This is a genomic window from Burkholderia sp. AU17457 (assembly GCF_002223255.1).
GTDB classification, from domain to species: Bacteria; Pseudomonadota; Gammaproteobacteria; order Burkholderiales; family Burkholderiaceae; genus Burkholderia; species Burkholderia sola.
The window spans coordinates 927,643-950,600 of sequence record NZ_NKFB01000005.1; the positions used below are offsets into that span (position 1 = coordinate 927,643).

Here is a 22,958-nt window from a genome sequence, read left to right on the forward strand (position 1 = left end):
CTTCCTCCCGACGCTCGTCCGGTTAGCCCGGTTCGCCGGCCGAGAGCGGTACGACCGGCGTGGGCTGCGCGGAAGCCGCCCTTGTCGATGACTGAGCCGTCCCGACGACTGCCCGCCCATACTGATCGTCGAACCGCACGATATCGTCCTCGCCGAGATAGTTGCCCGATTGCACCTCGATGATTTCCAGCGGAATCCGACCGGGATTCTCGAGTCGATGCACTTCGCCGACGGCGATATACGTCGATTCGTTCTCGCACAGCAGGAAGGTCTCGGCGCCGCGCGTGACCTTCGCGGTGCCGCGCACGACGATCCAGTGCTCGGCACGGTGATAATGCATCTGCAGCGACAGCTGCCTGCCGGGTTCGACGACGATCCGCTTCACCTGGAAGCGCTCGCCGAAATCGATCGAATCGTAATGGCCCCACGGCCGTTGCACCTTGCGGTGCTCGCTCGCCTGCGGGCGCTGGTCGGTCTTCAGGCGCGCGACGATGTTCTTCACGCGCTGCACGTCGTGCTTGTTCGCGACCAGCACCGCATCGGCCGTCTCGATCACGACGACGTCCTTCATCCCGACGCACGCGATGAGGCGGCCTTCCGAGCGCACGAGGCTGTCCTGCGTATCCTCGAACACGATCGGCCCGCGCGCGACGTTGCCCTGATCGTCCTTCGGCATGATTTCCCAGATCGCATCCCACGTGCCGACGTCCGACCAGCCGGCCGCGAGCGGCACCACGATGCCTTCGATGCCGAGCTCGCCGTGTTGCGCGAGGCGCTCCATCACCGCATAGTCGATCGAATCCGACGGGCACGCGTCAAAGGCCGCCGCATCGATCCGGAAGAACGGATCGTCGGCGACGCCCGCGCGCCATGCGTTCTCGCAGGCGGCGTGGATGTCCGGCGCGAGCGCGCCGATCGCCTTCAGCCAGACCGATGCGCGCGTGACGAAGATCCCGCTGTTCCACCAGTAATCGCCCGATTGCAGATAGCGTTCGGCGAGCGCCGCATCGGGTTTTTCGACGAAACGCCCGATCGCGTAGCCGCCCTGGCTGCCGTGGCGGCCCGAGCGCGGCTCGCCGACCTGGATGTAGCCGTAGCCCGTCTCCGCGCGGCGCGGCAGCACGCCGAGCGTGACGATCGCGCCTTCCTGCGCATAGCGCGCCGCGCGTGCGATCGCGTCCTGGAACGCGCCGACATCGACGATCACGTGATCGGCCGGCATCACGGCGAGCACGGGGTCGTCCGCGAGCGCGCTGGCGTCGAGCGCGGCCAGCGTCAGCGCGGGCGCGGTGTTGCGCGCGGCCGGCTCCAGCAGGATGCGGGCGGGCGCCGAGCGGCCGTGCACCTGCTCGGCGCTCATGAAGCGATGCTGTTCGCCGCAGACGAGCAGCAGCGTGTCGCCGAGCGACGCGTTCGCGATGCCGTTCAGGCGGCGCGCCGTCGCCGACAGCGGCGACTCGTTCGAGACCAGCTCGATCAGTTGCTTCGGATACTGCTCGCGCGACAGCGGCCACAGCCGCGTGCCGGAGCCGCCGGCCAGAATCACCGGCAGGATGCTCGGCAGATCGGGTTCGGGAACGGGGCGAAGGGTGGGGGTCATCGGTTCGCTCCGGTGTCGACGGGTAGTCGGGTGCGCACGCGGCCGTCGGCGCGTGTGTCGTCGTTGCGCGAGACCGAAACAGCTCGCGACAGCAGCTGACGCAGTGCGCCGGCTGCACGGTCGGCCGACCGTACCAGGCCGACGAACGGCGCACCCTGTTCGAGATACGGGCCGTACGCCTTGCGGAATCCGAACTGTTTGTAGAACGCCTGACGCGGCGCGGGGACGTGCGTGCGCACCGCGGTGTCCGGCCATGCGGCCTGCGCGGCGGTGAGCGCGCGCCCGATCAAGCGTTCGAGCGTGTCGTCGTCGCGGCAGCTTTCGCTCGTCAGCACCTTGTCGATCACGACGTCCGGATCGATGTCGTCGCCGGGCAGGATGCGCGCGTACGCGGCGACTTCCGTGGTGTCGCCGTTGCGCACGCTCGCGTAGACGTGCAACGCGCCCGCGTCCTTGCCGTCGATGTCGAGATGCGTGTGCGCATCCTCGACCACCAGCACGGCGTTGCGCGCGCGCAGGATTGCATAGAGATCGACGGCGCTCAGGTGTTCGAATTCACAACAATGCCATTCCATGATGCTGTCCTCGCGTGATGCCTTCGGCACGCCGCGCCGCACGGACGAGGTCGTTCCGTGCGGCGCGGCGATCTTCATCATCCGGATGCATGGTGCGGCAGTCTGTTCGAAAGCGTACTCACGCTCCGGATTCGCATGCACGGCGCGGGATACGACGCGACGTGCGCGTTACGGGAGCGTCGCAATGTGCGGTAGCACACACCGTCGGGGCCGGTGCCTTTTCATAATTGCTTCGTCGTGGCGGCCTGCAATGAAGCGTGGCCGGCCGATATCGCGCGCAAACAAGTCACCCGGAGGCGGGACCGACGATTGCGGTCGTTCGCGACCGGCCGATCGCGCGCCTGCACCGCCGTGGTGATCTGCCGGTGCGTCTGCTCCGGCCAACGCGTGCGCGGTGGGCGATCGCGCCGGCAGGGCCGTCATGTTGCACCGCACGGCACACGGGCGGGCGTCCGAGGCCCGGCCGCGCCCGTCGGCCGGAACTCGCGAAAAGGTGCTGCGCGGCGCGATGCCGGAGATTACGACGTGTAACGGCCGGGCGGCCCGCGCGCCGGCGCAATGCGATGCGGCGGCCGTCCGGCCAGCGCGATTATGTGGGCCGCGCGCGCGGTCCCACGCACTTTGGGGAGATTTCGGTGAAAATCGCAGGTAATCGTTAGTATCAATGTTGCGGAAAAGTAGTATTTGCCACTGATTGACGGGAATGGTCGGAGATAATCAAATCTCAGTGGTCAAAAGCGCGCAGCGCGGGGTCACGGGCAGCGTAACCGACTGATTCAGGATTATCTTTTGGTAACAAGGTCATCTCGAAACGGGGTGTAGATTCAGGTGCGGATGAAATGGGGCGGTCGATCCGGGCGCGGTTTGGCGGCCCTCCGGTTCAGCATCGGGCGCGAGTGTCGTGTACGACGCGACGCACATGCGGAAGGAATTTCCGTTTGCCGGCGTGCCCCGCCTGACGGCGGATCGCTTCAAAGCCGGAATGTCATGGCTCCCGCAGCCGCGCATTCCGTTCGAGTTTGATGACAACGAGGCCGGATGACATCCGGCTCGACCTCCGGGGGTTTTCGCCGTGTGCAGTTTCGATCTTCGCCAAAGCTGCGGAAACGCAGCGCGGAAGGGCGGCCATGCGCCGCCGGCCGCAGCGCACGCGAACGGTTCGCGGAGTGCAGAGAGTGACGGTTCGTTATGAATATGCCAATAACGCGCGATAAGAGCGCCGGCGCGGGGAGCGGTAACGGGCAGCGTCCGCTGATTTACTGGACGCAGTCGCCGTCCGTGATGCTGCGAAAGGAATTGTCGCGTCGCGACTGGAAAGTGACGGTCGTCGCGCATGCGAACGAGCTGCGCGACACGTCGGGCGAAATTACCTGCGGCATTCTCGACCTGAGCGGCGGCCATGCCGATGCGATCGGCAGCATCGCGTCGACCTGCGCGTCGATGCGCGACGTCGTCTGGGTGGCGCTCGTGGACGTCGGCCAGACGGCCTCGCCGAACGTGCGCGCGCTGCTGCGCGACTACTGCTTCGACTACGTCACGCTGCCGGCGTCGCACCAGCGGATCGCCGATACGGTCGGCCATGCCTACGGCATGGAGTGCCTCTTCGCGCGCGATCGCGAACAGCTCGAATCGGAGGAAAAGGGCATCGTCGGCACCTGCAGCGCGATGTTGCGGCTGTTCGATACGGTGCGGCGTTTCGCGCGCACCGACGCACCGGTGTTCGTGTTCGGCGAAACGGGAACCGGCAAGGAGCTTACGGCCGTCGCGATCCACCGTCATTCGGAGCGACGCAATGGCCCGTTCGTCGCGGTCAACTGCGGCGCGATTCCGCCGCATCTGTTGCAATCCGAACTGTTCGGCTATGAGCGCGGCGCGTTTACCGGCGCGAACGCGCGCAAGATCGGCTACGTCGAGGCCGCGAACGGCGGCACGCTGCTGCTCGACGAAATCGGCGACCTGCCGCATGAAAGCCAGGCGAGCCTGCTGCGGTTTCTGCAGGAACGTTCGATCCATCGTCTTGGCGGCAGCGATCCGGTGCCGGTCGATGTCCGGATCGTGTCGGCGACGCACGTCGACCTGCGCGATGCGATGGAGGAAGGGCGTTTCCGCGCCGACCTGTTCCACCGGCTGTGCGTGATGCGCATCGACCAGCCGCCGCTGCGCGCGCGTGGCAAGGATATCGAACTGCTCGCGCACCACATGCTCGAACGCTTCCGCGGCGATGCGCGCCATCGCGTGCGCGGGTTTTCGACGGATGCGATCACGGCGCTCTACAAGCACGACTGGCCGGGCAATGTCCGCGAGCTGATCAATCGGGTGCGCCGTGCGGTCGTGATGACGGAGGGGCGCCTGATCACCGCGCAGGATCTCGAGCTCGAATACTGTCTCGATGCGGCGTCGCCGTCGGTCGCCGACATCCGCAAGTCGATCGAACGCGAGGCGATCGAAACCGCGTTATTGCGGACGCGCGGGCGCGTCGCCGCGTCGGCGCGCGAGCTCGGCGTGTCGCGCGCGACGCTGTATCGCTGGATGGAGGCGTACGGCATCGAGCGACCGCGCGGAACGGGCTCGTCCGACTGATACGCGGCAGCATGACGCTCGCGCCGGTCGCGAGCGTCGTGTCAGCCGGCCTGCGTGGCGCGCACCGCGCGCGCGGCGTTGACGGCCCGGATTTCGACCGTGGGCGGCACGTTGTCGTCCTCCACCGCGGGCTTCCCGTCGGTCCGCAATGGAATGAGCGCGATGCGCGCCGGCGTGCCGGGCGCGAGATGGAACCAGTCGTCGCTCGGCACGAAACCCGGCGCGTCGATCTGCACGTGGCGAACGACGTGTCGCGTGTCGATGTCGACGTGCCACGTCGCGCCGGTGCGCGACACGCATGCCTCGATTCCGGGTTCGCGACGCACCAGCACGGCCGGATGCGTGCGGGACGGAAAATGGAACGCCTGCGACAGCAGCGTGCCGTCGTCGGCGCGCAGCGTCGCGACGACCGTATCGTGTTCGCAGGGGCCGAAGCGGTACGCGTAGGTCCAGTCGAAGAAGCGGCCGAGCAGTTCGGCCGAGCCGAGCCGTACCGTGTCGTGCGCGGCGATCCGCACCGGGGAGCCGGCCCGTGCGACCGGCGTGCGGCCGTCGCGCAGCGCGACCAGCTCGATCGTGGCCGACAGCGGAGCCGGGCGCTCGTTGATCACATGCACGTCGAGCCCGTTCAAGCCTTCGTCGACGAGCAGCACCTGGATCGGCTGCAGCACCTGACGCAGCGCATACCACGCCGATTTCGGCCGGTGCGCAGCGTCGATCACGCCCCATCCGGCGCCCGGCATCACATCCTGGAACTGCCACACGAGCGCGCCCGCGCAACGCGAACCGGTGCGCCGCCATTCGGAAAACGTCTCGCGCATCACGTCCGCGATCACCGCACGCGACAGCTCGACATAGCGTGCCGGGTCCTCGCGCCGCAGCCGGTCGGGCGCGACGTCGTACAGCGTCTGCAGGTAATGGTCGCGAATATCGTCGAAGTCCCACGACGTGCCGGGGTCGCGTGGCACGGCCGCCTTCCAGCGCGGTTCGTGCACGCCCGGCCAGCCGAGTTCCGCGAGCGTCGCATCGCACGGCACGTTCGCGAACGCGAGGCATTCGCTCGCAAAGCGCACGTCCGCGCGGCGCGCGTCGTCAAGCGGGCGCAGGTACGCGCCGACGCCGTAGTAGTGCGACACGCGTTCGCGCGGCACGAACGGAAGTACGCCGCCGTCGGGCGAGTCGGGCACGTACGGGACATCGGGGCGGTGCGCGGCCGCGTGGCCGGCCAGCCGGTCGGCCGTCAGCTCGAGGAAGCGCTGCTTCGGCCCGAGTCCCGACATCGCGGCCTGCTGCGCGATCTCGCTGCCGCCGCACAGCACCGCAAGCGACGGCGAAGCGCCGTGACGCGAGAGGAACTGGCTCGCTTCGCGATCGACGTTGGCCGCGAACGCGGGATCGTCGAGCGCGTAATCGAAGTTCGCGAAACCGAAGTCCTGCCAGACCAGCAGCCCGAGCCGGTCGCACCATGCGTGGAACGCGTCGGCCTCGTAGGTCATCGTGCCGCCGACTCGGATCATGTTGAAGCCGGCGTCGCGCGCGAGCCCCAGCAGGCGGCCGTAGGTCGCGTCGTCCGCGTGCAGCGCGAGCGGCGCGGCGCTGCTCCAGCAGGCGCCGCGCGCGAATACGGGCACGCCGTTGATGCGCAGTCCGAAACCCTTGCCGTCGGCGCAGGAGTCGACGTCGATCGTGCGAAACCCCGTCGAGCCCAGCGACCGGCGTGCATCGCCGATATGCAGCGCGATCTCGTAGAGCGCCGGTTCGCCGTGCGTATGCGGCCACCAGCGGCGCACGTTCGGTATCGCGACGCTCGTGCGCAGCCGGTCCGCGCCGGCCCGTTCGAGCGTCGCGTGATGTTCGCCGCACGACAGCCGCGCCGCGAACATGTCCGGCAGCGGCGCGGCGAACGTCAGTTCCGCATCGAGCCAGCCCGTGTCGCCTTCGACGCGCGCATGCAGTTTGCAATCGGTGAGAACGGGCCCGTTGGCCGGATCGAGCACGTCGACGGGCCGCCACGGGCCGGTGGGCACATACGGCGGAAACCAACCGGGCATATGCCCGAACAGCGACGTGCGGATCGTGCGCAGCGTGGCCGGTTCGGCGAGCCGCGTACGCCAGCGCGCGCGGCGCGGCGCGCGCGCGTCGCGCAGGTGCGGCGCGAGCGCGCGGAAACAGACGGTCAGCCGGTGCGTGCCGTCGAGCGCCACGGGCACGTCGTGCGCGACGAACATGCTGTCGGAGCGGAGGATCGGCGTGTCGTCGAGCCAGGCCTGCGCGAGCGTCGCGAGGCCGTGAAAGCGCAAGATGCGCGGCCCGCGCCCGCGCAGCTCGAGTCGGTACCAGTGGTCGCGCTCGTCGAGCGACGCGGCTTCGTCGAGCCGGCCAGCCAGCGCGAGCGCCTGCGCGACCGTGCCGGGCACCGGCGCCGCGATCCAGCCGTCATGGTCGGCCGGAAGGTCGCGCGGCGCCCGCGCGGCGCCCGCGGCCGTCGCCAGCATCGACCACGCGGGCTGGGGGCGCGCGCGCGTCACCGCATGGCCGGCACGAGCGCCGTGTCGGCGCGCACGGGCGTCACGTGCCGCAGCGGCGCGCCGATCTGCCGCGCGCACGCGACGAGGTCGGCGTACGCTGCCTCGATCGCTTCGAGCGTCGAATCGCCGCGTTCTTCCTTGCCGCGCGCGCACGCGCGCGCGAGCCGAAATTCGAGCACCATCGCTTCGGACGCGATGCGATCGCACGCGGCGCGGATCTCGGCGAACGGCCCGGTGCAGCCGCTCGCCTGCAGCCAGCGCGCATAGTGGCCGAACAGTTCGAAATTCGCGCCGAGCTGCCGCACTGAATTGAACGAATACGCATGGAAGCGTTCGAGCGGTGCTTCCGCGAGGATCCGCGCGTCCGTCTGCAACTGCCGGCGGAACGCCGCGATCGGATCGACGACCGGCAGGCGCCGCAGGTGGCGCTGCAACGCGGCGAGCGAGGCTTCGCACAACGCGCGCTCGTCGAGCGGCGCGAAGCGTCGCTTCGCGCATTCGACATACGGCGGCAGCGTCATCGGCGAGCTGCCGCCGATGAGCCCGTTGTAGTCGAAATCCTCGGCGACGTAATAGCCGCTGTTGTGGAAGTAGCCGATCTGGTGCTTCTCGCGGTCGATCGCGTCGATGCCGATCGTCGTCTTCGTGTGCTGCGTGCGGTAGCTGGTGCCGCGCGTATCGGGCAGGAACCACGCGTCGACCTCGACGATCATCAGGTGGCCACGCGCGACCTGCGTCTCGATGTGCTGGGCGAGCGGCTCGTAGATCGAATGCTCCTGCACGACGATTCCGTAGAGCCGCTCCAGTTCGTCGTGCGGAAACTTGAAGAACGTGAACTGGTCGCCCTCGAAATCGAGCGCGATCGTAAACGGCAGCGCCGCATACGGATTGAGCCCCCACCACCGGAGCACCTCGAGCCACATGTCGACGTAGCAGTTGGTCTGCTTCCAGACCATCTCCTGACTGTGCAGCGGGTGCGGCCGGTAGTGACGCGCGCGGTGGCGCACGCCTTCGAACGACGCGTCTTCGCCGTCGCGGGAAACGAACCTCATCGCGCGCCCCACAGCACGTCGCGCACCTCGCTCGGCCATGCGTCGATGTCGAAGCCGTGGTGGCGGAACAGCGCGAGCGTGAGCCGCTCGAGACCGAAGCCGACGCAGCCCGTGTGCGCGACGTCGTCGGTCGCGGTGCGGATGTCCCACAGCAGCCCGAAGTGGTCCATGTGGTAGTTGAAGCTCAGGCACGCGGTCTGTCGGTCGTCGTGCTCGATCGGAATCAGCAGCTCGAACTTCAGGTTCTGCTCGCGCTGGCTGTTCGCGACGATCTTGCCGCCGCGCCCGAAGAACGGGTCGTTCGCGAGATCGATCGCATTCGGCAGGCGCAGCGCATCGATCATCCGCGTGCCGCGTTCGATCCAGGTCTCGCGGAACGAGACGATCTGCTCGGGCGTGCCGATCCGCACGTACTCGCGCATTCGGAACAACTGCATGCGGGTCGGGTCGAGCGACGGTTCGTGACGAAAGCAGTACGAGAACACGTCGACGATCCGGCCGTCCGCGGGCAGCGCGCCCGCGCGCGCGACGACGGGATACACGGGATAACACGCGGCCGGCGTCATCACGACGTAGGTCGGCTTCTGGTTTTCGGTCCAGTCGTCGCCGCGATCGAGGCATTGCAGCACGCGCTGATGCTGGCGTTCGTCGCCGCAGAACGCATGTACGCTGCCCGCCAGTTGCGGGAAGCTCTTCATGTATTCGCTGCGCTCGAACTCGGTGCGGCTCATCGCCGGCGGGAAGCGCAGCACTTCGGCCTGCTGGTCGGCGCCGAGGCGCGTGACGAACGCGTCGAGCGCTTCGACCACGCGCTCGAATCGTTCGCTGCGGCCGAACAGGCCCTGGATGCCGGTCGAGACCAGCAGGCCCGCGTCGATCAGCGCGTCGCGCAGCGGATTGACGCCCGCGCGGTCGAGCGGTGCATCGGCGGGAGCGGAGGGGGCGGGAGCGGCAGAGGGCACGGCGAGGCGATCGTTCACGTATGTTTCTCCAGCGTCGCGGGACGCAGCGCGAGCAACAGGCTCGCAGTGTTGGCGGCAATGCGGTCGTTGCTGATCATCAGCGGCGCCGCGTGCAGGTCGCGAATGTGGCGGCCGATGCTGAACGGCGTGCCTTGCTTGTAGCCGGCCATCCCGCAGATCATCATCGCCTGGTGCGCGACCTCGAGCGCGGTCGCCGACACGTAGGTCTTCAGCGTATTGATCTCGGCGGCCCACGCCATGCCGGCCGACCACGAGCGAGCCGACGCGTTCGCGTGGAGGCGCAGCACGTTGTCGACGCGCGCCTGCATCGCCTGCAGCAGCGCGAGCGATTCGGCGATGCGCCGCGCGGCGGGCGACGGTGCGCCGTCGGTCTGACGCGCCTGCGCGCGGAAGAACTGGTGCGCGCGATGGAACGCGTCGCCGGCCACGCCGATCCACACCGCGGCCCACAGGATGTGAGAGACCGGCACCATCGTTTCCTCGGCGATTTTCGCGAACGGCACCGGCAGGCATTGCACGGCGGCGCCCTGTGCGTCGAGCACGAAGCCGTTGCTGCACGTGCCGCGCATGCCGAGCGTGTCCCATTCGCCGCGGCGCGTGAGCGTATAGCCGTCGCGCAGCAGCGTGACGAGCACCTGCTCGGAAGCCGGCGCGTCCGCATCGCGTCGCGCGGTGGCGAGAATGCCGTCCGCGTAGTCGCCGTACGAGATCGTCGGTGCGGATTTGTGCAGCCGGAACCCGCCGCCGTCGATTTCGAGTGCGCACTGGCTCGCGCGCAGGTTGCCGCCGACGCCGTCTTCCGACGTGGCCGACGCGAGCAGCCACTGGTGACGCACGAGCTGCTGCAGGAACAGCTTGTGCCAGCCCTGGTCGGCGGCATGGTCGACGATGCAGGCCACCTGGATCTGGTGCATCGCGAACACCATCGCCGACGATGCGCACGCCTGGCCGAGGATCGAGCAGGCCGACGCGATGTCTTCCAGCGACGCGCCAGCGCCGCCGAGATGGGCCGGCACCATCGCGCCGAGCAGCCGGCGCGCGCGCATCGCCTCGATTGCCTCGACGGGGCAGCGCGCGTCGCGATCGACCGCATCGGCATGCTGGGCGGCGATCTGCGCGACGGCATGCGCGGCCTCGTCGAGCCGATGCGAATCGCTGTCGGACGCGAGTTCGGGAAGCAGCGCGCTCATGCGGAGTGCTCGGTGCGTTGCAGCGTGGCGATCGTGTCCGCGAGCGCGTCGATGCTGCGGAACAGGTTGCGGTTCAGCATCTCGTCGGGAATCTCGATGTTGAACTGCTTTTCGATCGCGAGCATCAGCTGGATCGTATCGAGCGAGGAGAGGCCCGCTTCGTAGAGGTCGTCCCCGTCGCCGATCGAGTCGATCGCGGCTTCGAGGTGGGCGACGTGCTTCAGGATGGTTCTGATTTCGTTTTTCACGTGCTGCTCCGGCGTGCGTGGTGTCGTCCGCTCGGGCAGACGCGCGACAAGCGCTGACATCCCCCGGCAGTCCGGCATCAGTAGACCATCGGCAGACACGGCGTTCTGTTCGCCACCCTACAAACGGCTGACCCGGCACGCGGGCGGCGCCGAAGCGCCGCCCCGGTCCGGTGAGCCGATCACGTGCGCGACGCGGCCGGCACGCCGGAGTCGGCCGACAGGATGCGCTTCATCTCGTCGCGCACGATCGCTCGGCAGCCGCACGACATTTTTTCGAGGCCGTCGAGGTCCGCGAGCTCGATCGAGCTGCGGTATTGCCGGATCAACCCGAGTTTCTGGATTTCGCCTGCGGCGTCCGTGACCGTTTCGCGTCGCACACCGAGCATTTGCGCGAGCATGCTGTGCGTCACCTGGATCTCGATGCTGCGCGTGCGGTCGAACGCGAGCAGGAACCATCTGCATAACTGATGTTTGAGCACGTGATGACGGCTGCAGAACGTGATCTGTGCGACTTGCGCCATCAGCAGCCGCACACAGACGAACACGAGATGGCGGATCACCGGCGACGCCTCGAACGCGGTCGCGAAGACGCGCCGGTCGAGCCGGTAGACGAAGCCGTCGCGGCACGCGACCGCGCGGCAGGGCATTCGGCCGCTGCCGCCGATCACGTCGTCGCAGACCACGCTTTCGCTGCCGATCTCCGCGACTTCCAGCGTCATGCCGCCGGACGACACGTACTGCAGCGAAATCGCGGTCGTGACCGGCAGGTAGACCGCGGCGAGCATTTCGCCGGGTTCGCAGAGCACTTGCCCGGATTTCAGGTGAACGAGTTGCAGGTGGGGCGTCAGGGTGGCGAGTTCGTCGCGGTCGATGGCCGCGAGAAACCGGTTGGCGTCAAAGCTGTGGGAAAGCTCGATCATGCCGTTCGCATAAGCGACGGCGTCGGTGGCCTGATGAGTCACGGCACATCCTCGCAGGTGGGCGGTCGCGCGTCGTTGCAGCGAATCCCGGAACGGAAATCGCACGACCGTGCGGACTTTTGTTGATCAAAAAACGGAATGACGATACTCGCGAAAAAGGCTAGCACGCAATTGAAATCGGCCAATTCGGGCTTTTGCCATTTCACAAAGTTTGACGATTCCGACTGCGCGCAAACGTTATATCGATTTAAGGATTCCTTTCTGTGGAATTAATTATCCGGAAATGGAATCGTGAACCTGCTTGTCATTCTATGTCGACCGGAATCAATCGGACAACGTGACGAATCGTACCGCGGAAGTAGCGGGAAGACATTGAACATTATTTGACAAATAAATGGGGCTCGCTATATTTTTCATTTATATCAACGGCTTGTGGGCGATATGTGCGGTAGAGGACAGAGCCTGGAATGAGTGTGCCGATTCAAATTTGAGACAGTTTGAAACGGGCATGTGCGGTGCGGCGATGCCGGGAAATGCTGCGCCGCACATCACGGAAACAATTGAAAAACGGCTGTAAGTATTTGAACGATAAGCATCGCGGCCGTAACGCCGCGTCCTGATCCAGCGCGCGGGAATTGATCAGTCGAATGCGTGCTGTGTCCGCCGCATGGGGGAGTGTCCGGAAATGAGACGTTTTTTTGGTTTTTGGGTCCGTTATTCGGCGGCTCTAAATCGGATGTGATTCATATATTAAGGACGGGCGGCTATTGGCACGTAAATCGCTTATTCGGGCTGGCGTGTCGAAACGGGGCAGTCGACTCAATTCGGCGTTGACAAGCCGATGATCGGTCGGATTCAGGGTTGTGGGCCGCAACCGTTGTCAATGTCCGGGCGCGCATCGCGATAACGAGTTCCGTGCCTGCCGCTGGTGGCGCGGACGATAAAAGGGATACAGACATGCTTCATCTTCACTCGAGCTATTCGGCGAACGCCATCCTTGCTGCCCTCCCGGAGGACAGCATCCGCGCCATCGCCCCGCATCTCGAACTGGTCAGGATCAAGGCCGGGATGCTCGACCGGGTCGGCGAGCCGATGCGTCATCTGCATTTTCCGACGACGGCGATGATGTCGGTGCAGCACCTGATGGAGGACGGTGCGATGGTCGAGGTGGCGGTGGTCGGCCGCGAGGGCGTGGTCGGGCTGGGGACGCTGGTCGGCGGTATCGCCGCGTCGAGCCGGGTCGAGGTGCGCATCGGCGGAATGGCCTATCGCGTGCCGAGTTGCGTGATGCGCGCCGAATTCGAGCGGTCGGCGCAGACCTACCGGTTGTTGCTCAATATCTGCCAGGCGACGATGGCGCAGATCTCGCGCAGCGCGCTGTGCAACCGGCATCACTCGGTCAGCGAGCAGCTCAGCCGCTGGCTGCTGCTCGCGCACGACCGGATCGACGGCGACGAGCTGGCCGTTACCCAGCAGACGATCGCGAACATGCTCGGCGTGCGGCGCGAGGGCGTGACGGAAGCGGCCGGGAACCTGCAGGAAGCCGGGCTGATCCGGCAACGCCGCGGCCGCATCACGGTGCTCGACCGCGACGGCCTCGAACATCACGCGTGCGAATGCTACAACCTGATTCGCGCCGACTATCGGCGGTTGCTCGGCACGCGCGAGCATGCGAGGCCGGCGACGATTCGCCCGCGCATGCCGGACACGCACCGCGGATTCCCCGCACATGGTGCGTGACGATGCAGTCGATGTCCGGTGGAACGAATGCGATCCGGCGTGCCGCGATCGCGGCGGCCGACGTCGTGCTCGTGCTGGCCGGGGCGCTCGCCGCCCAGGCGGCATCGGGGCTCGGCTGGCATGCGCTGTCCGACGCGCAGCGCGGCGCGATCGCGCTGCTGTGCGTGCTGACGGTGGCGCTGCTGCCGCGCTACCTGCGCACCGTGCGCGGCGGCGTGGTGGTGCAGGGCGGCGTGCACGTGCTGACGCACACGCTGGTGGCGGTGGTGTGCGCGAGCGTGCTGACGGTGGCGGGCACGATGTGGATCATGAATCGCGGCGGCACGGTGACGACCCGCTGGATCGCGCGCACGGTGCTGGCCGGCGACGCGACGCTGCTGCTCGGCCGCGCGGCGCTGCTGGCGCTCGCGCTGACGCGCGGCGATCCGCGTGCGCGGCAGCGCCGCGTTGCCATCGTCGGCGCGACGGCATACGGGCGCGTGGCGATCGAGCGGATGCAGCTCGCGCCGAACGGCCCGTTCGCGGCCGCATGCGTATTCGACGACGATGCGCCGGCCGCCGCGGGCGGCATCGGCGGCGTACCGGTGATCGCCGACTGGAACGCGTTGCGCGACCGGATTCGCGGCGGCGACATCGACGAGGTGTGGCTCACGCTGCCGATGTCGCACGAGTGGCGGATCCAGCGCGTCGTGCGCGAGTTGCGCGACGAGTTCGTCGAGTTGCGGCTGTTGCCCGACGTGCGGCAGATGGCGGTCGTCGATCGTTCCGCGACCGACGTGCTCGGCATGCCGGCGATCAATCTCGCGACCACGCCGCGCTCCGCGCCGGAGCTGTGGGCCAAGTTCGCGTTCGACCGACTGTTCGCGTTCGGCGTGCTGATTCCACTGCTGCCGCTGCTGACGATGCTCGCGATCGCGGTCAAGCTGTCGTCGCCGGGGCCCGTACTGTTCCGGCAGCGCCGCAAGGGCATCGACGGCCGCGAATTCGATATCCTGAAGTTCCGGACGATGCGCGTGCATCGCGCGCAGCCGGGCGTCGTGCGGCAGGCGTCGCGCAACGATTCGCGCATCACGCGCGTCGGTGCGTTCCTGCGGCGCACGTCGCTCGACGAGCTGCCGCAGTTCTTCAACGTGCTGTTCGGGCAGATGTCGGTGGTCGGCCCGCGTCCGCACGCGATCGAACACGACGACTTGTATCGGCAACTGATCGACTGCTACATGTATCGCTACCGCGTGCGGCCCGGCATCACCGGATGGGCGCAGGTGAACGGCTATCGCGGTGAAACGCGCAAGGTCGAGGCGATGGCGGCGCGCGTGAAGTTCGATCTGTTCTACATGCAGAACTGGAGCTTCTGGTTCGACATCAAGATCATCCTGATGACGGTGGTGCGCGGCTTCATCGGACGCAACGCGTTCTGAGGATTGCGAATGATTGCGGCGGCACCGCGCGAGCGATCGATCGTATCGACCGCGCGATGGCGGTTCGCCGGCGCGTATAGAACCGAGGCGACCGCGCGGGAAATTGCTGCGCTGCGGTTGTGCCAACGCGCTTCGACGCGCGCGCCGCAAGGCGGGATTGCGCGTCCGTCCCCAGTTTCCGCACCGCTGTCGCCGCGTGAACGGCACGCTGATTCCGGTCAACACACGCGTGTTCAATGGGTTTATCCTGCGTCGAATGCGTCCGGCGTTTCGCGCGTCCGGCCGCCCATCCGGATGCGACGGCGCAGGTCATGCCTGCGCGCCGCGCACCGGTGCGATACCGCGCGCCGCTCTTGTTTCGCGCGGAACCCGGAACAGGAGAGACGGCCATGTCGCTCGACCCACAACAACGGCAGACGCTGAAGCAGCGGCTGAACGAGAGCGAGCAGGCGCTGCGTGCGGAGATCCGCGCGAGCGAAGACCAGCGCGCGTCGGAATCCTATGCGGAGCTTGCCGGCGCGGCGCCGGACGAGGGCGACGAGGCGAACGCGGACCTCTTCGTCGACGTCGACCATGCGTTGATCGGCATGAAGCTGACCGAACTGCGCGCGGTCGGCCGCGCGCAGCAGCGGATGCGCGACGGCAGTTACGGCGAATGCATCGACTGCGACGGCTCGGTCGGCTACGAGCGCCTGCTGGCGCGCCCGACCGCCGAACGCTGCACGCACTGCCAGTCGCTCTACGAGCGGCGCTACGCGACGACCCCGCGCGCATCGCTCTGACGTCGTGCGTGCGTACGATCGCCGTCTATGGCCGCGACATCCCGACGACGATCGCGAACGGCGACAATCCCGGGAAGATTCCGTCGATCGGGCGCGGCCGGCTGACGTGGCATGACGTGCTGAACACGCGCACGCTCGCGCAACCGCGGCCGCTGCCGGCGCGCACGACGGGCGGCAGCGGCACGAAGCGGAGCCGGCCGAAGCGTGCGTGAACGCGTCGCGGCCGGCGGTGACGCGTTCGACTCATGCCGGCAAGGTCATCCGAGTACGCCGGTCGCCGGGACGTAGGGCAGGCCGAGCGCCTGCGCGACCGCTTCGTACGTGATATGGCCGTCGCACACGTTCAGGCCCGCGCGCAGATGCGGATCGTCGAGCATCGCCTGTTTCCAGCCCTTGTCGGCGAGCGCGAGCGCATGGCCGAGCGTTGCGTTGTTCAGCGCAAAGGTCGACGTGCGCGCGACCGCCCCGGGCATGTTCGCGACACAGTAGTGGACCACCCCGTCGACGACGAAGGTCGGCGCCGCGTGCGTGGTCGCATGCGAGGTCTCGAAGCACCCGCCCTGGTCGATCGCGACGTCGACGACGACCGCCCCCTTGCGCATCGTCGCGATCATGTCGCGCGTGACGAGCCGCGGCGCCGATGCGCCCGGCACGAGCACGGCGCCGATCACGACGTCGGCATCGCGCACGGCTTCGTCGACCGTATGCGCATTCGAGCAGACGGTCGCGATCCGGTTGGCGAACACGAGATCGAGCTGGCGCAGCCGGTTCACGTTGGTGTCGAGCACGGTGACGCGTGCGCCCAAGCCCACCGCCATCTGCAGCGCGCCGGTGCCCACGACGCCGGCGCCGAGCACGACGACGTGCGCGGCCGGTACGCCTGGTACGCCGGCCATCAGCACGCCGCGGCCGCCGCGCGGGCTTTCGAGGTGGGTCGCCGCGACCTGGATCGACATGCGGCCGGCGACTTCGCTCATCGGTGCGAGCAACGGCAGGCCGCCGCCGGGGCCCGTCACGGTTTCGTATGCGATGCAGACCGCGCCGGATTTCACGAGCGCGGCGGCCTGATCGGGATCGGGCGCGAGATGCAGATACGTGTAGAGGATCTGGCCGCGCCGCAGCATCGCGCATTCGGCCGGCTGCGGCTCCTTGACCTTGATGATCATGTCGGCGCGCGCGAAGATTTCATCCGCGCCGTCGCTGAGCGACGCGCCCGCGGCCGTGTAGTCGTCGTCGAGCAGGCCGATCGCCGTGCCCGCGCCGCGCTGCACGAGCACGCGATGGCCGTGCCGCGTGAGTTCGCGCGCGCCGGCCGGCGTGAGGCCGACGCGGTATTCGTGGTTCTTGATCTCTTTCGGCACACCGATCAGCATGAGTCGCCTCCATGGCCTTCGTTATCGTCGTCGTGCGGGCAGCCGGTTGTGCAGCGGCGTGCCGACCGCAGTACTGGAATAACAGCGTAGCGGTGCGCGGAGGGAAGTCAAGCAGCCGGCTTGCGCGACGACGCATCCGCACTGCAACGCAGCATGCGCGGCGACCGATTGCGACCGGACGTCGCAATGCGCGCGTGGCCGGGTTTCGGTATCGTCGTGCGTGACGCGGGCCGGGGCCGCGTGCCGGATCCTTTCGGCAAAACAACGAGACGAGGACATCGATCGACATGACAGGTGCGTATTTCAGCGTGCCGGCGCTTTGCGCCATCGCGCTCGTGCACGTCTACTGGGCGTTCGGCGGGCGGCTGGGCAAGCGTGCGGCCATTCCGGAGCAGGACGGCGTACCGCTGTTGCGGCCGACTGCCGTCGGCACGCTCGCCGTCGCGGCGGCACTGCTGGGCGGCGCCGGCGTGGTCGCCGCGCGTGCCGGCTGGCTCGGGCGCAATGCGCATCCATGCACGGTCGCGTTCGCAGTCGTTGCGCTCGCATTGATCTTCGCGGTGCGGGCCGTCGGCGATTTCCGCTACGTCGGCTTCTTCAAGCGGATTCGCGGGTCGCGTTTCGCGCGGATGGACACGCTGTATTACTCGCCGCTGTGCGCGGCGCTGGCGTTGTCGATCGCGTCGATGTTCTGGCCGTGGTGAATGGCGGCCGGCGCACGGCTCACTCCGTGCGCGTGTCGTCGATCCACTCGAGGTATTCGGCCGGTACGGCATCGGTCAGCCAGACGCCGTTTTCGGAGACGAAGAACGTATGGCCCTGCCGATGCATGCGCCGCGCATGGACTGCGAGGATCGCGGGCACGCCGTAGCGCGCACCGACGGCCAGCGCCGTGCGGACGTCCGCCGACAGGTGTACGTGATGACGGGCGCCGGGTTTCAGCCCTTGCGCGCGAATCGAATCGAGGAAGCGCGTCGCCGTGCCGTGATAGAGACGCCCGGGCGGTTGCACGGCCGGATACTGGCGCTGCACGGCGGGCGTCGAATGACCCTGTACCGCGCGGATGCGTTGACCGTCATCCGACAGCGCGAAGCGCTGCTTGTCGCTGGTTGCGCACACGCTTTCGATCGTCGCGCGATCGAGCCGGCGTCCGTGACGGGCGGCGCCGGCAATCAGTGCGTCGATGTCGGCCCAGCCTTCGGCGTCCAGTTGCAGGCCAATGGCCTGCGGCTCGTGGCGCAGCACGTAGCTCAAATATTTGCTGATGCCGGTCGCATCGGGCGCCGGCTGTTTGTTTTTCTCGGTATTCATGAGTTGCGGAGGCTATCAGAGCGCGCTGCAACTCGATACCGTCATCTGCTCGGGCGTCGCCGGAAAGCGACACGCGCGCGCCGCAGCCTGATCGTTCTCCCGACCGGCGAGGCTGCCGCGATCTCGCCATCCTTGCACATTCCGGCTTCAAGATTTCCCATTGTTGCTAATTTCGATGCACTGAATTGCATTGAACCCCCTAGCAATGGAACCGGTTCCATATATAATCGCCCGCACTCGTCGCCGGACCCGAAAGAGGGTCGTGCACGTTGCGCTTGCCGTGTGCAGACGCGACGTCTAAGTTGAACAAGGGTTCGGGCGATGGCGGACAGATGCAGGCCGATGCCGGTATTTGTCCGACGATAGGCCCGAGAACAGGGCAATCCGTGCAGCCCGCCGCCGGCATCCGGGGCGATGCGCGGCTGCAATAAGGGGCCCCGCTCGTCGCGGCTGGCCCCCTGCATCGAGGTTGTGCGCAACACACGAAAGAACAGGGCGACCGGCCGCCTGCGGCACGGCTGCCTGCCGGGCACGCTGCATGCGGAATGCGCGCGTCCGAACCCCGATCCCCAACGATCAATATCCGACCATGTCCACGCCACCTGACAAACCCAATTCGCGTCGCCGTTTTCTGCGCACATCGGTCGCGCTCGTGCCGATCGCGTCGGTCGCCGGCTGCGACCTGCGCTCGTCGTCGCCGTCCGCGACGACGGCCGGCAACGCGTCCACTGCGTCGGCCAGCGCCGACCGCGCGCCGTACAAGCCGACCTTTTTCGATGCGAAGGAATGGGCGTTCGTCCAGGCCGCCGTCGACCGGCTGATTCCGGCTGACGCCGAAGGCCCCGGCGCGCTCGAAGCGGGCGTGCCCGAATTCATCGATCGCCAGATGGAGACGCCGTATGCGCACGGCGCGACGTGGTACATGCAGGGGCCGTTCCAGCAGGGCGTGCCCGAGCTCGGCTACCAGTTGAAACTGGTGCCGCGCGACATCTACCGGCTCGGCATCGCGGCGGTCAACCGCTATTGCGAAAAGGCGCACGGCAAGGCGTTCGCGGATCTCGACGCGCCGACGCGCGACGCCGTGCTCGGCGCGCTGGAGAAGGGCGGCGCGCAGATCGACGACGTCCCGCCCGGCGTGTTCCTCGGCCAGTTGCTGCAGAACACGCGCGAAGGCTATTTCTGCGATCCGGTGCATGGCGGCAATCGCGACATGGCCGCGTGGAAGATGATCGGTTTCCCGGGCGCGCGCGCGGACTTCATGGATTTCGTCAACCAGAGCGGCAAGCCCTATCCGTACGGCCCCGTCTCGATCAACGGGGAGCGCAGCTGATGGCCGCAGACAAGAAGCCGCATGTCGATGCGGTAATCGTTGGCTTCGGCTGGACCGGCGCGATTCTCGCGAAGGAACTGACCGAAGCGGGCCTGAACGTCGTCGCGCTCGAGCGCGGCGAATATCGCGACACCTACCCGGACGGCGCGTATCCGAACACGATCGACGAGCTGACCTACAACATCCGCAAGAAGCTGTTCCTCGACCTGTCGAAGACGACCGTGTCGATCCGCCACGGCCTGCAGGACACCGCGCTGCCGTACCGGCAGCTCGCGGCGTTCCTGCCGGGCGAAGGCGTCGGCGGCGCGGGGCTGCACTGGTCGGGCGTGCACTTCCGGATCACGCCGGAGGAGCTGCGCCTGCGCAGCCACTATGAAGAGCGCTACGGCAAGAAATTCATCCCCGAAGGGATGACGATCCAGGATACGGGCGTCACGTACGACGAGCTCGAGCCGCATTTCGATTTCGCCGAGAAGGTGTTCGGCACCTCGGGGCAGGCGTACAAGGTCGGCGGCAAGGTGGTCGGCGACGGCAACGTGTTCGAGGCCAACCGCAGCGACAATTTCCCGCTGCCCGCGCAGCTCAATACGTATTCGGCACAGCGCTTCTTCGACGCGGCGCATTCGCTCGGCCTGCACCCGTACCGGCTGCCGTCGGCGAACACGTCGGGCCCGTACACGAACCCGTACGGCGTGCAGATGGGCCCGTGCAACTTCTGCGGCTACTGCAGCGGCTACGCGTGCTACATGTATTCGAAGGCGTCGCCGAACCTGAACATCCTGCCGGCGCTGAAGCAGGCGCCGAACTTCGAGCTGCGCTCGAAGTGCCACGTGCTGCGCGTCGACCTCGACGACACGAAGAAGCGCGCGACCGGCGTGACCTACGTGGATCCGGCCGGGCGCGAAGTGCACCAGCCGGCCGATCTCGTGATCGTGGCCGCGTTCCAGTATCACAACGTGCACCTGCTGCTGCTGTCGGGCATCGGCAAGCCGTACGATCCGATCTCGGGCGAAGGCGTGGTCGGCCGCAATTTCGCGTATCAGAACCTGTCGACGATCAAGGCGTTCTTCGACAAGGATACCTACACGAATCCGTTCATCGGCGCGGGTGGCAACGGCGTCGCGGTGGACGACTTCAACGCGGACAACTTCGACCACGGCCCGCTCGGTTTCGTCGGCGGCTCGCCGCTGTGGGTGAATCAGGCCGGCGTGAAGCCGATCAGCGGCATCGCGACGCCGCCCGGCACGCCGCAGTGGGGCTCCGCGTGGAAGAAGGCCGTCAAGGACAACTACGCGCACACGATCTCGATGGATGCGCACGGCACCAACATGTCGTACCGCGACGTGTATCTCGACCTCGATCCGACCTATCGCGATTCGTACGGCCAGCCGCTGTTGCGGATGACGTTCGACTGGAAGGACAACGACATCAAGATGGCGCAGTACGTGACCGGGCAGATGAAGAAGATCGCGGAGGCGATGGGGCCGAAGGCGATCGGCGTGTCGACGCGCGAGTTCGGCAAGCACTTCGACTCGCGCCAGTACCAGACGACCCACCTCGTCGGCGGCGCGATCATGGGCACCGACCCGAAAACGAGCGTGCTGAACCGCTACCTGCAGTGCTGGGATGTGCACAACGTGTTCGTGATGGGCGCATCCGCGCTGCCGCAGGGCATCGGCTACAACCCGACCGGGATCATCGCGGCGCTGGCCTACTGGTCGGCACGTGCGATCCGCGAGCAATACCTGAAAAATCCCGCCCCGCTGGTGACCGCATGAAGAGGACGATGAACCACCACAACGCCGCCCACCCGGTTTCCCCGCTGCGGCGCGCGCTGGCGATCGGCACGGCATGGGCGGCCTTCGGTCTCGCGGGCGGCGCCGCGTTCGCGCAGCCGGCGGCCGCGCCGGCCGCGGCTTCGGGCCTGGCGGCCGCACCTGCCACCCCGTCGGCCGACGCGGCCCTCGTCAAGCGCGGCGAATATCTTGCGCGCGCGGGCGACTGCATCGCCTGCCACACCGCGAACGGCGGCAAGCCGTTCGCGGGCGGACTGAAGTTCGACACGCCGATCGGCGCGATCTATTCGACGAACATCACGCCGGACTCGAAGACGGGCCTCGGCGGCTGGACCTACCAGGACTTCACTCGTGCGGTGCGCGAAGGCGTGCGCAAGAACGGCGACACGATGTATCCGGCGATGCCGTTCCCGTCGTACGCGCGGCTGACCGACGACGACATGAAGGCGCTGTACGCGTACTTCATGCACGGCGTCGCGCCGGTCGAGCACGAGAACCGCAAGGTCGACATCGTGTGGCCGCTGTCGATGCGCTGGCCGCTCGGCATCTGGCGCAAGCTGTTCGCGCCGTCGCCGAAGCCGTTCGACGCGGCGTCGTACCCCGACCCGGTGGTCGCGCGCGGCGCGTATCTGGTGCAGGGGCTCGGCCACTGCGGCGCGTGCCACACGCCGCGCGCGCCGACGATGCAGGAGCGCGGGCTGACCGACGCCGATGGCCCCGACTTCCTGGCCGGCGGCGCGGCGATCGACGGCTGGGTGCCGACGAGCCTGCGCGGCGAGCCGCGCACCGGTCTCGGCATGTGGAACGAAACCGAGATCGTGCAGTTCCTGAAGACCGGCCGCACGCTGCGTACGGCCGCGTTCGGCGGGATGACGGACGTGGTCGGCCACAGCATGCAGCACATGACCGACGACGACCTGAACGCGATCGCGCGCTACCTGAAGACGTTGCCGCCGCGCGTGCAGGGCGAGCAGCCGCACGTGTACGACGCGGCCGCGGCGAAGGCGCTGCAGACCGGCGACGCGAGCAAGCCGGGCGCGGCCGTCTATCGCGACAACTGCATGGCCTGCCACCGCAGCGACGGTCACGGCTACACGCGCGTGTTCCCGGCGCTCGCCGGCAACCCGGTCGTGCAGGGCGACGATCCGACGTCGCTGATCCACGTCGTGCTGGAAGGCAGCGCACTGCAGGGTACGCGCACCGCGCCGTCGACCTTCACGATGCCGCCGTTCGGCTGGCGGCTGTCGGACCAGGAAGTCGCGGACGTGTCGAACTTCGTGCGCACGAGCTGGGGTAACACAGGCGCGCCGGTGACGGCCGCGCAGGTCGCGAAGGTGCGCAAGAGCGTGCCGTCGACGCGGCCCGAGCCGCCGCCCGGCGCGCGGTTCCCGCAAGCGTCGCGCTGACGGGAGGCGGGGCGTGAGCCCCGCCTGCCGCCGCGTTGACGCCCACGCGCGGCGGCCCGCGACGCCTTTCCCTTCGCCGGGGTTGTACCCCGCGCCGCGCGCAACGCCGTGAAATTTTCCCCGGCT

The 22,958-nt window shown here is 67.7% G+C and carries 20 protein-coding genes; 10 read left to right on the forward strand and 10 right to left on the reverse strand.

All coding sequences use genetic code 11. From position 1 onward, the window contains the following. Window positions 1-22: 22 nt before the first annotated feature. Window positions 23-1,600, reverse strand: coding sequence for a mannose-1-phosphate guanylyltransferase/mannose-6-phosphate isomerase (locus CFB49_RS21415; RefSeq protein WP_069616392.1), 1,578 nt, complete (start codon window positions 1,598-1,600; stop codon window positions 23-25). Continuing rightward, on the reverse strand, window positions 1,597-2,175 hold the full coding sequence (locus tag CFB49_RS21420) for a drug:proton antiporter (protein WP_089492806.1): 579 nt from the start codon (window positions 2,173-2,175) through the stop codon (window positions 1,597-1,599). The genes CFB49_RS21415 and CFB49_RS21420 overlap by 4 nt, the downstream gene beginning before the upstream one ends. Window positions 2,176-3,094: 919 nt before the next feature. Between CFB49_RS21420 and CFB49_RS36850 the strand changes: the two genes are divergently transcribed. Next, window positions 3,095-3,217: a hypothetical protein gene (locus CFB49_RS36850; RefSeq protein WP_256976287.1), complete on the forward strand. Its 123-nt coding sequence runs from the start codon at window positions 3,095-3,097 to the stop codon at window positions 3,215-3,217. 146 nt (window positions 3,218-3,363) lie between these two features. Further along, window positions 3,364-4,755: a sigma-54 dependent transcriptional regulator gene (locus CFB49_RS21430; protein ID WP_069616393.1), complete on the forward strand. Its 1,392-nt coding sequence runs from the start codon at window positions 3,364-3,366 to the stop codon at window positions 4,753-4,755. Between the two features lie 41 nt (window positions 4,756-4,796). Here the strand turns inward: CFB49_RS21430 and CFB49_RS21435 are convergent, their stop codons facing one another. From CFB49_RS21435 to CFB49_RS21460, 6 genes are all read right to left on the reverse strand, one after another. Beyond that, window positions 4,797-7,250: a glycoside hydrolase family 2 protein gene (locus CFB49_RS21435; RefSeq protein ID WP_249190215.1), complete on the reverse strand. Its 2,454-nt coding sequence runs from the start codon at window positions 7,248-7,250 to the stop codon at window positions 4,797-4,799. A 29-nt stretch (window positions 7,251-7,279) separates the two neighbouring features. Then, complete coding sequence (locus tag CFB49_RS21440) at window positions 7,280-8,335, reverse strand: DUF1839 family protein (RefSeq protein WP_089492808.1); 1,056 nt, start codon at window positions 8,333-8,335, stop codon at window positions 7,280-7,282. Next, the gene (locus CFB49_RS21445; protein WP_069616394.1) at window positions 8,332-9,315 is read right to left on the reverse strand and encodes an amino acid--[acyl-carrier-protein] ligase; all 984 of its coding nucleotides are present in this window, start codon (window positions 9,313-9,315) and stop codon (window positions 8,332-8,334) included. Before CFB49_RS21445 ends, CFB49_RS21440 begins: the two co-directional genes overlap by 4 nt. Further along, complete coding sequence (locus CFB49_RS21450) at window positions 9,312-10,508, reverse strand: acyl-CoA dehydrogenase family protein (protein WP_089436358.1); 1,197 nt, start codon at window positions 10,506-10,508, stop codon at window positions 9,312-9,314. Before CFB49_RS21450 ends, CFB49_RS21445 begins: the two co-directional genes overlap by 4 nt. Beyond that, on the reverse strand, window positions 10,505-10,756 hold the full coding sequence (locus CFB49_RS21455) for an acyl carrier protein (RefSeq protein ID WP_006490451.1): 252 nt from the start codon (window positions 10,754-10,756) through the stop codon (window positions 10,505-10,507). Before CFB49_RS21455 ends, CFB49_RS21450 begins: the two co-directional genes overlap by 4 nt. Window positions 10,757-10,935: 179 nt before the next feature. Further along, a complete protein-coding gene (locus CFB49_RS21460; protein WP_176730121.1) occupies window positions 10,936-11,718 on the reverse strand; it encodes a Crp/Fnr family transcriptional regulator in 783 nt (260 codons plus the stop codon). Window positions 11,719-12,633: 915 nt separating this feature from the next. Here CFB49_RS21460 and CFB49_RS21465 point away from each other — a divergent pair. The 4 genes from CFB49_RS21465 to CFB49_RS21480 all read left to right on the forward strand — a co-directional run bounded on the left by CFB49_RS21465 (window position 12,634) and on the right by CFB49_RS21480 (window position 15,828). Further along, entirely contained in the window at window positions 12,634-13,416 is a 783-nt protein-coding gene (locus CFB49_RS21465) for a Crp/Fnr family transcriptional regulator (RefSeq protein ID WP_069616396.1), read from the forward strand. Between the two features lie 11 nt (window positions 13,417-13,427). After that, a complete protein-coding gene (locus tag CFB49_RS21470) occupies window positions 13,428-14,834 on the forward strand; it encodes an undecaprenyl-phosphate glucose phosphotransferase (RefSeq protein ID WP_089492809.1) in 1,407 nt (468 codons plus the stop codon). A 389-nt stretch (window positions 14,835-15,223) separates the two neighbouring features. Continuing rightward, window positions 15,224-15,616, forward strand: a complete 393-nt coding sequence (locus tag CFB49_RS21475) for a TraR/DksA family transcriptional regulator (RefSeq protein WP_069616397.1) — start codon at window positions 15,224-15,226, stop codon at window positions 15,614-15,616. 8 nt (window positions 15,617-15,624) lie between these two features. Further along, window positions 15,625-15,828: a hypothetical protein gene (locus CFB49_RS21480; protein ID WP_089492250.1), complete on the forward strand. Its 204-nt coding sequence runs from the start codon at window positions 15,625-15,627 to the stop codon at window positions 15,826-15,828. 45 nt (window positions 15,829-15,873) lie between these two features. Here CFB49_RS21480 and ald read toward each other — a convergent pair whose 3' ends face one another. Further along, complete coding sequence (gene ald, locus CFB49_RS21485) at window positions 15,874-16,989, reverse strand: alanine dehydrogenase (RefSeq protein WP_089492251.1); 1,116 nt, start codon at window positions 16,987-16,989, stop codon at window positions 15,874-15,876. 287 nt (window positions 16,990-17,276) lie between these two features. On the opposite strand from ald, the gene CFB49_RS21490 reads away from it, so the two are divergent. Continuing rightward, window positions 17,277-17,693, forward strand: a complete 417-nt coding sequence (locus tag CFB49_RS21490) for a DUF3995 domain-containing protein (protein ID WP_089492252.1) — start codon at window positions 17,277-17,279, stop codon at window positions 17,691-17,693. 19 nt (window positions 17,694-17,712) lie between these two features. Here CFB49_RS21490 and CFB49_RS21495 read toward each other — a convergent pair whose 3' ends face one another. Next, window positions 17,713-18,300, reverse strand: coding sequence for an RNA 2'-phosphotransferase (locus CFB49_RS21495; protein ID WP_089492253.1), 588 nt, complete (start codon window positions 18,298-18,300; stop codon window positions 17,713-17,715). Window positions 18,301-18,889: 589 nt separating this feature from the next. On the opposite strand from CFB49_RS21495, the gene CFB49_RS21505 reads away from it, so the two are divergent. Genes CFB49_RS21505 through CFB49_RS21515 form a run of 3 tightly spaced genes read left to right on the forward strand, consistent with a single transcriptional unit; the run spans window position 18,890 to window position 22,832 of the window. After that, on the forward strand, window positions 18,890-19,630 hold the full coding sequence (locus CFB49_RS21505; RefSeq protein WP_069616402.1) for a gluconate 2-dehydrogenase subunit 3 family protein: 741 nt from the start codon (window positions 18,890-18,892) through the stop codon (window positions 19,628-19,630). Next, complete coding sequence (locus CFB49_RS21510) at window positions 19,630-21,408, forward strand: GMC family oxidoreductase (RefSeq protein WP_069616403.1); 1,779 nt, start codon at window positions 19,630-19,632, stop codon at window positions 21,406-21,408. Before CFB49_RS21505 ends, CFB49_RS21510 begins: the two co-directional genes overlap by 1 nt. Continuing rightward, a complete protein-coding gene (locus CFB49_RS21515; protein WP_089492254.1) occupies window positions 21,405-22,832 on the forward strand; it encodes a cytochrome c in 1,428 nt (475 codons plus the stop codon). Before CFB49_RS21510 ends, CFB49_RS21515 begins: the two co-directional genes overlap by 4 nt. Window positions 22,833-22,958 lie beyond the last annotated feature (126 nt).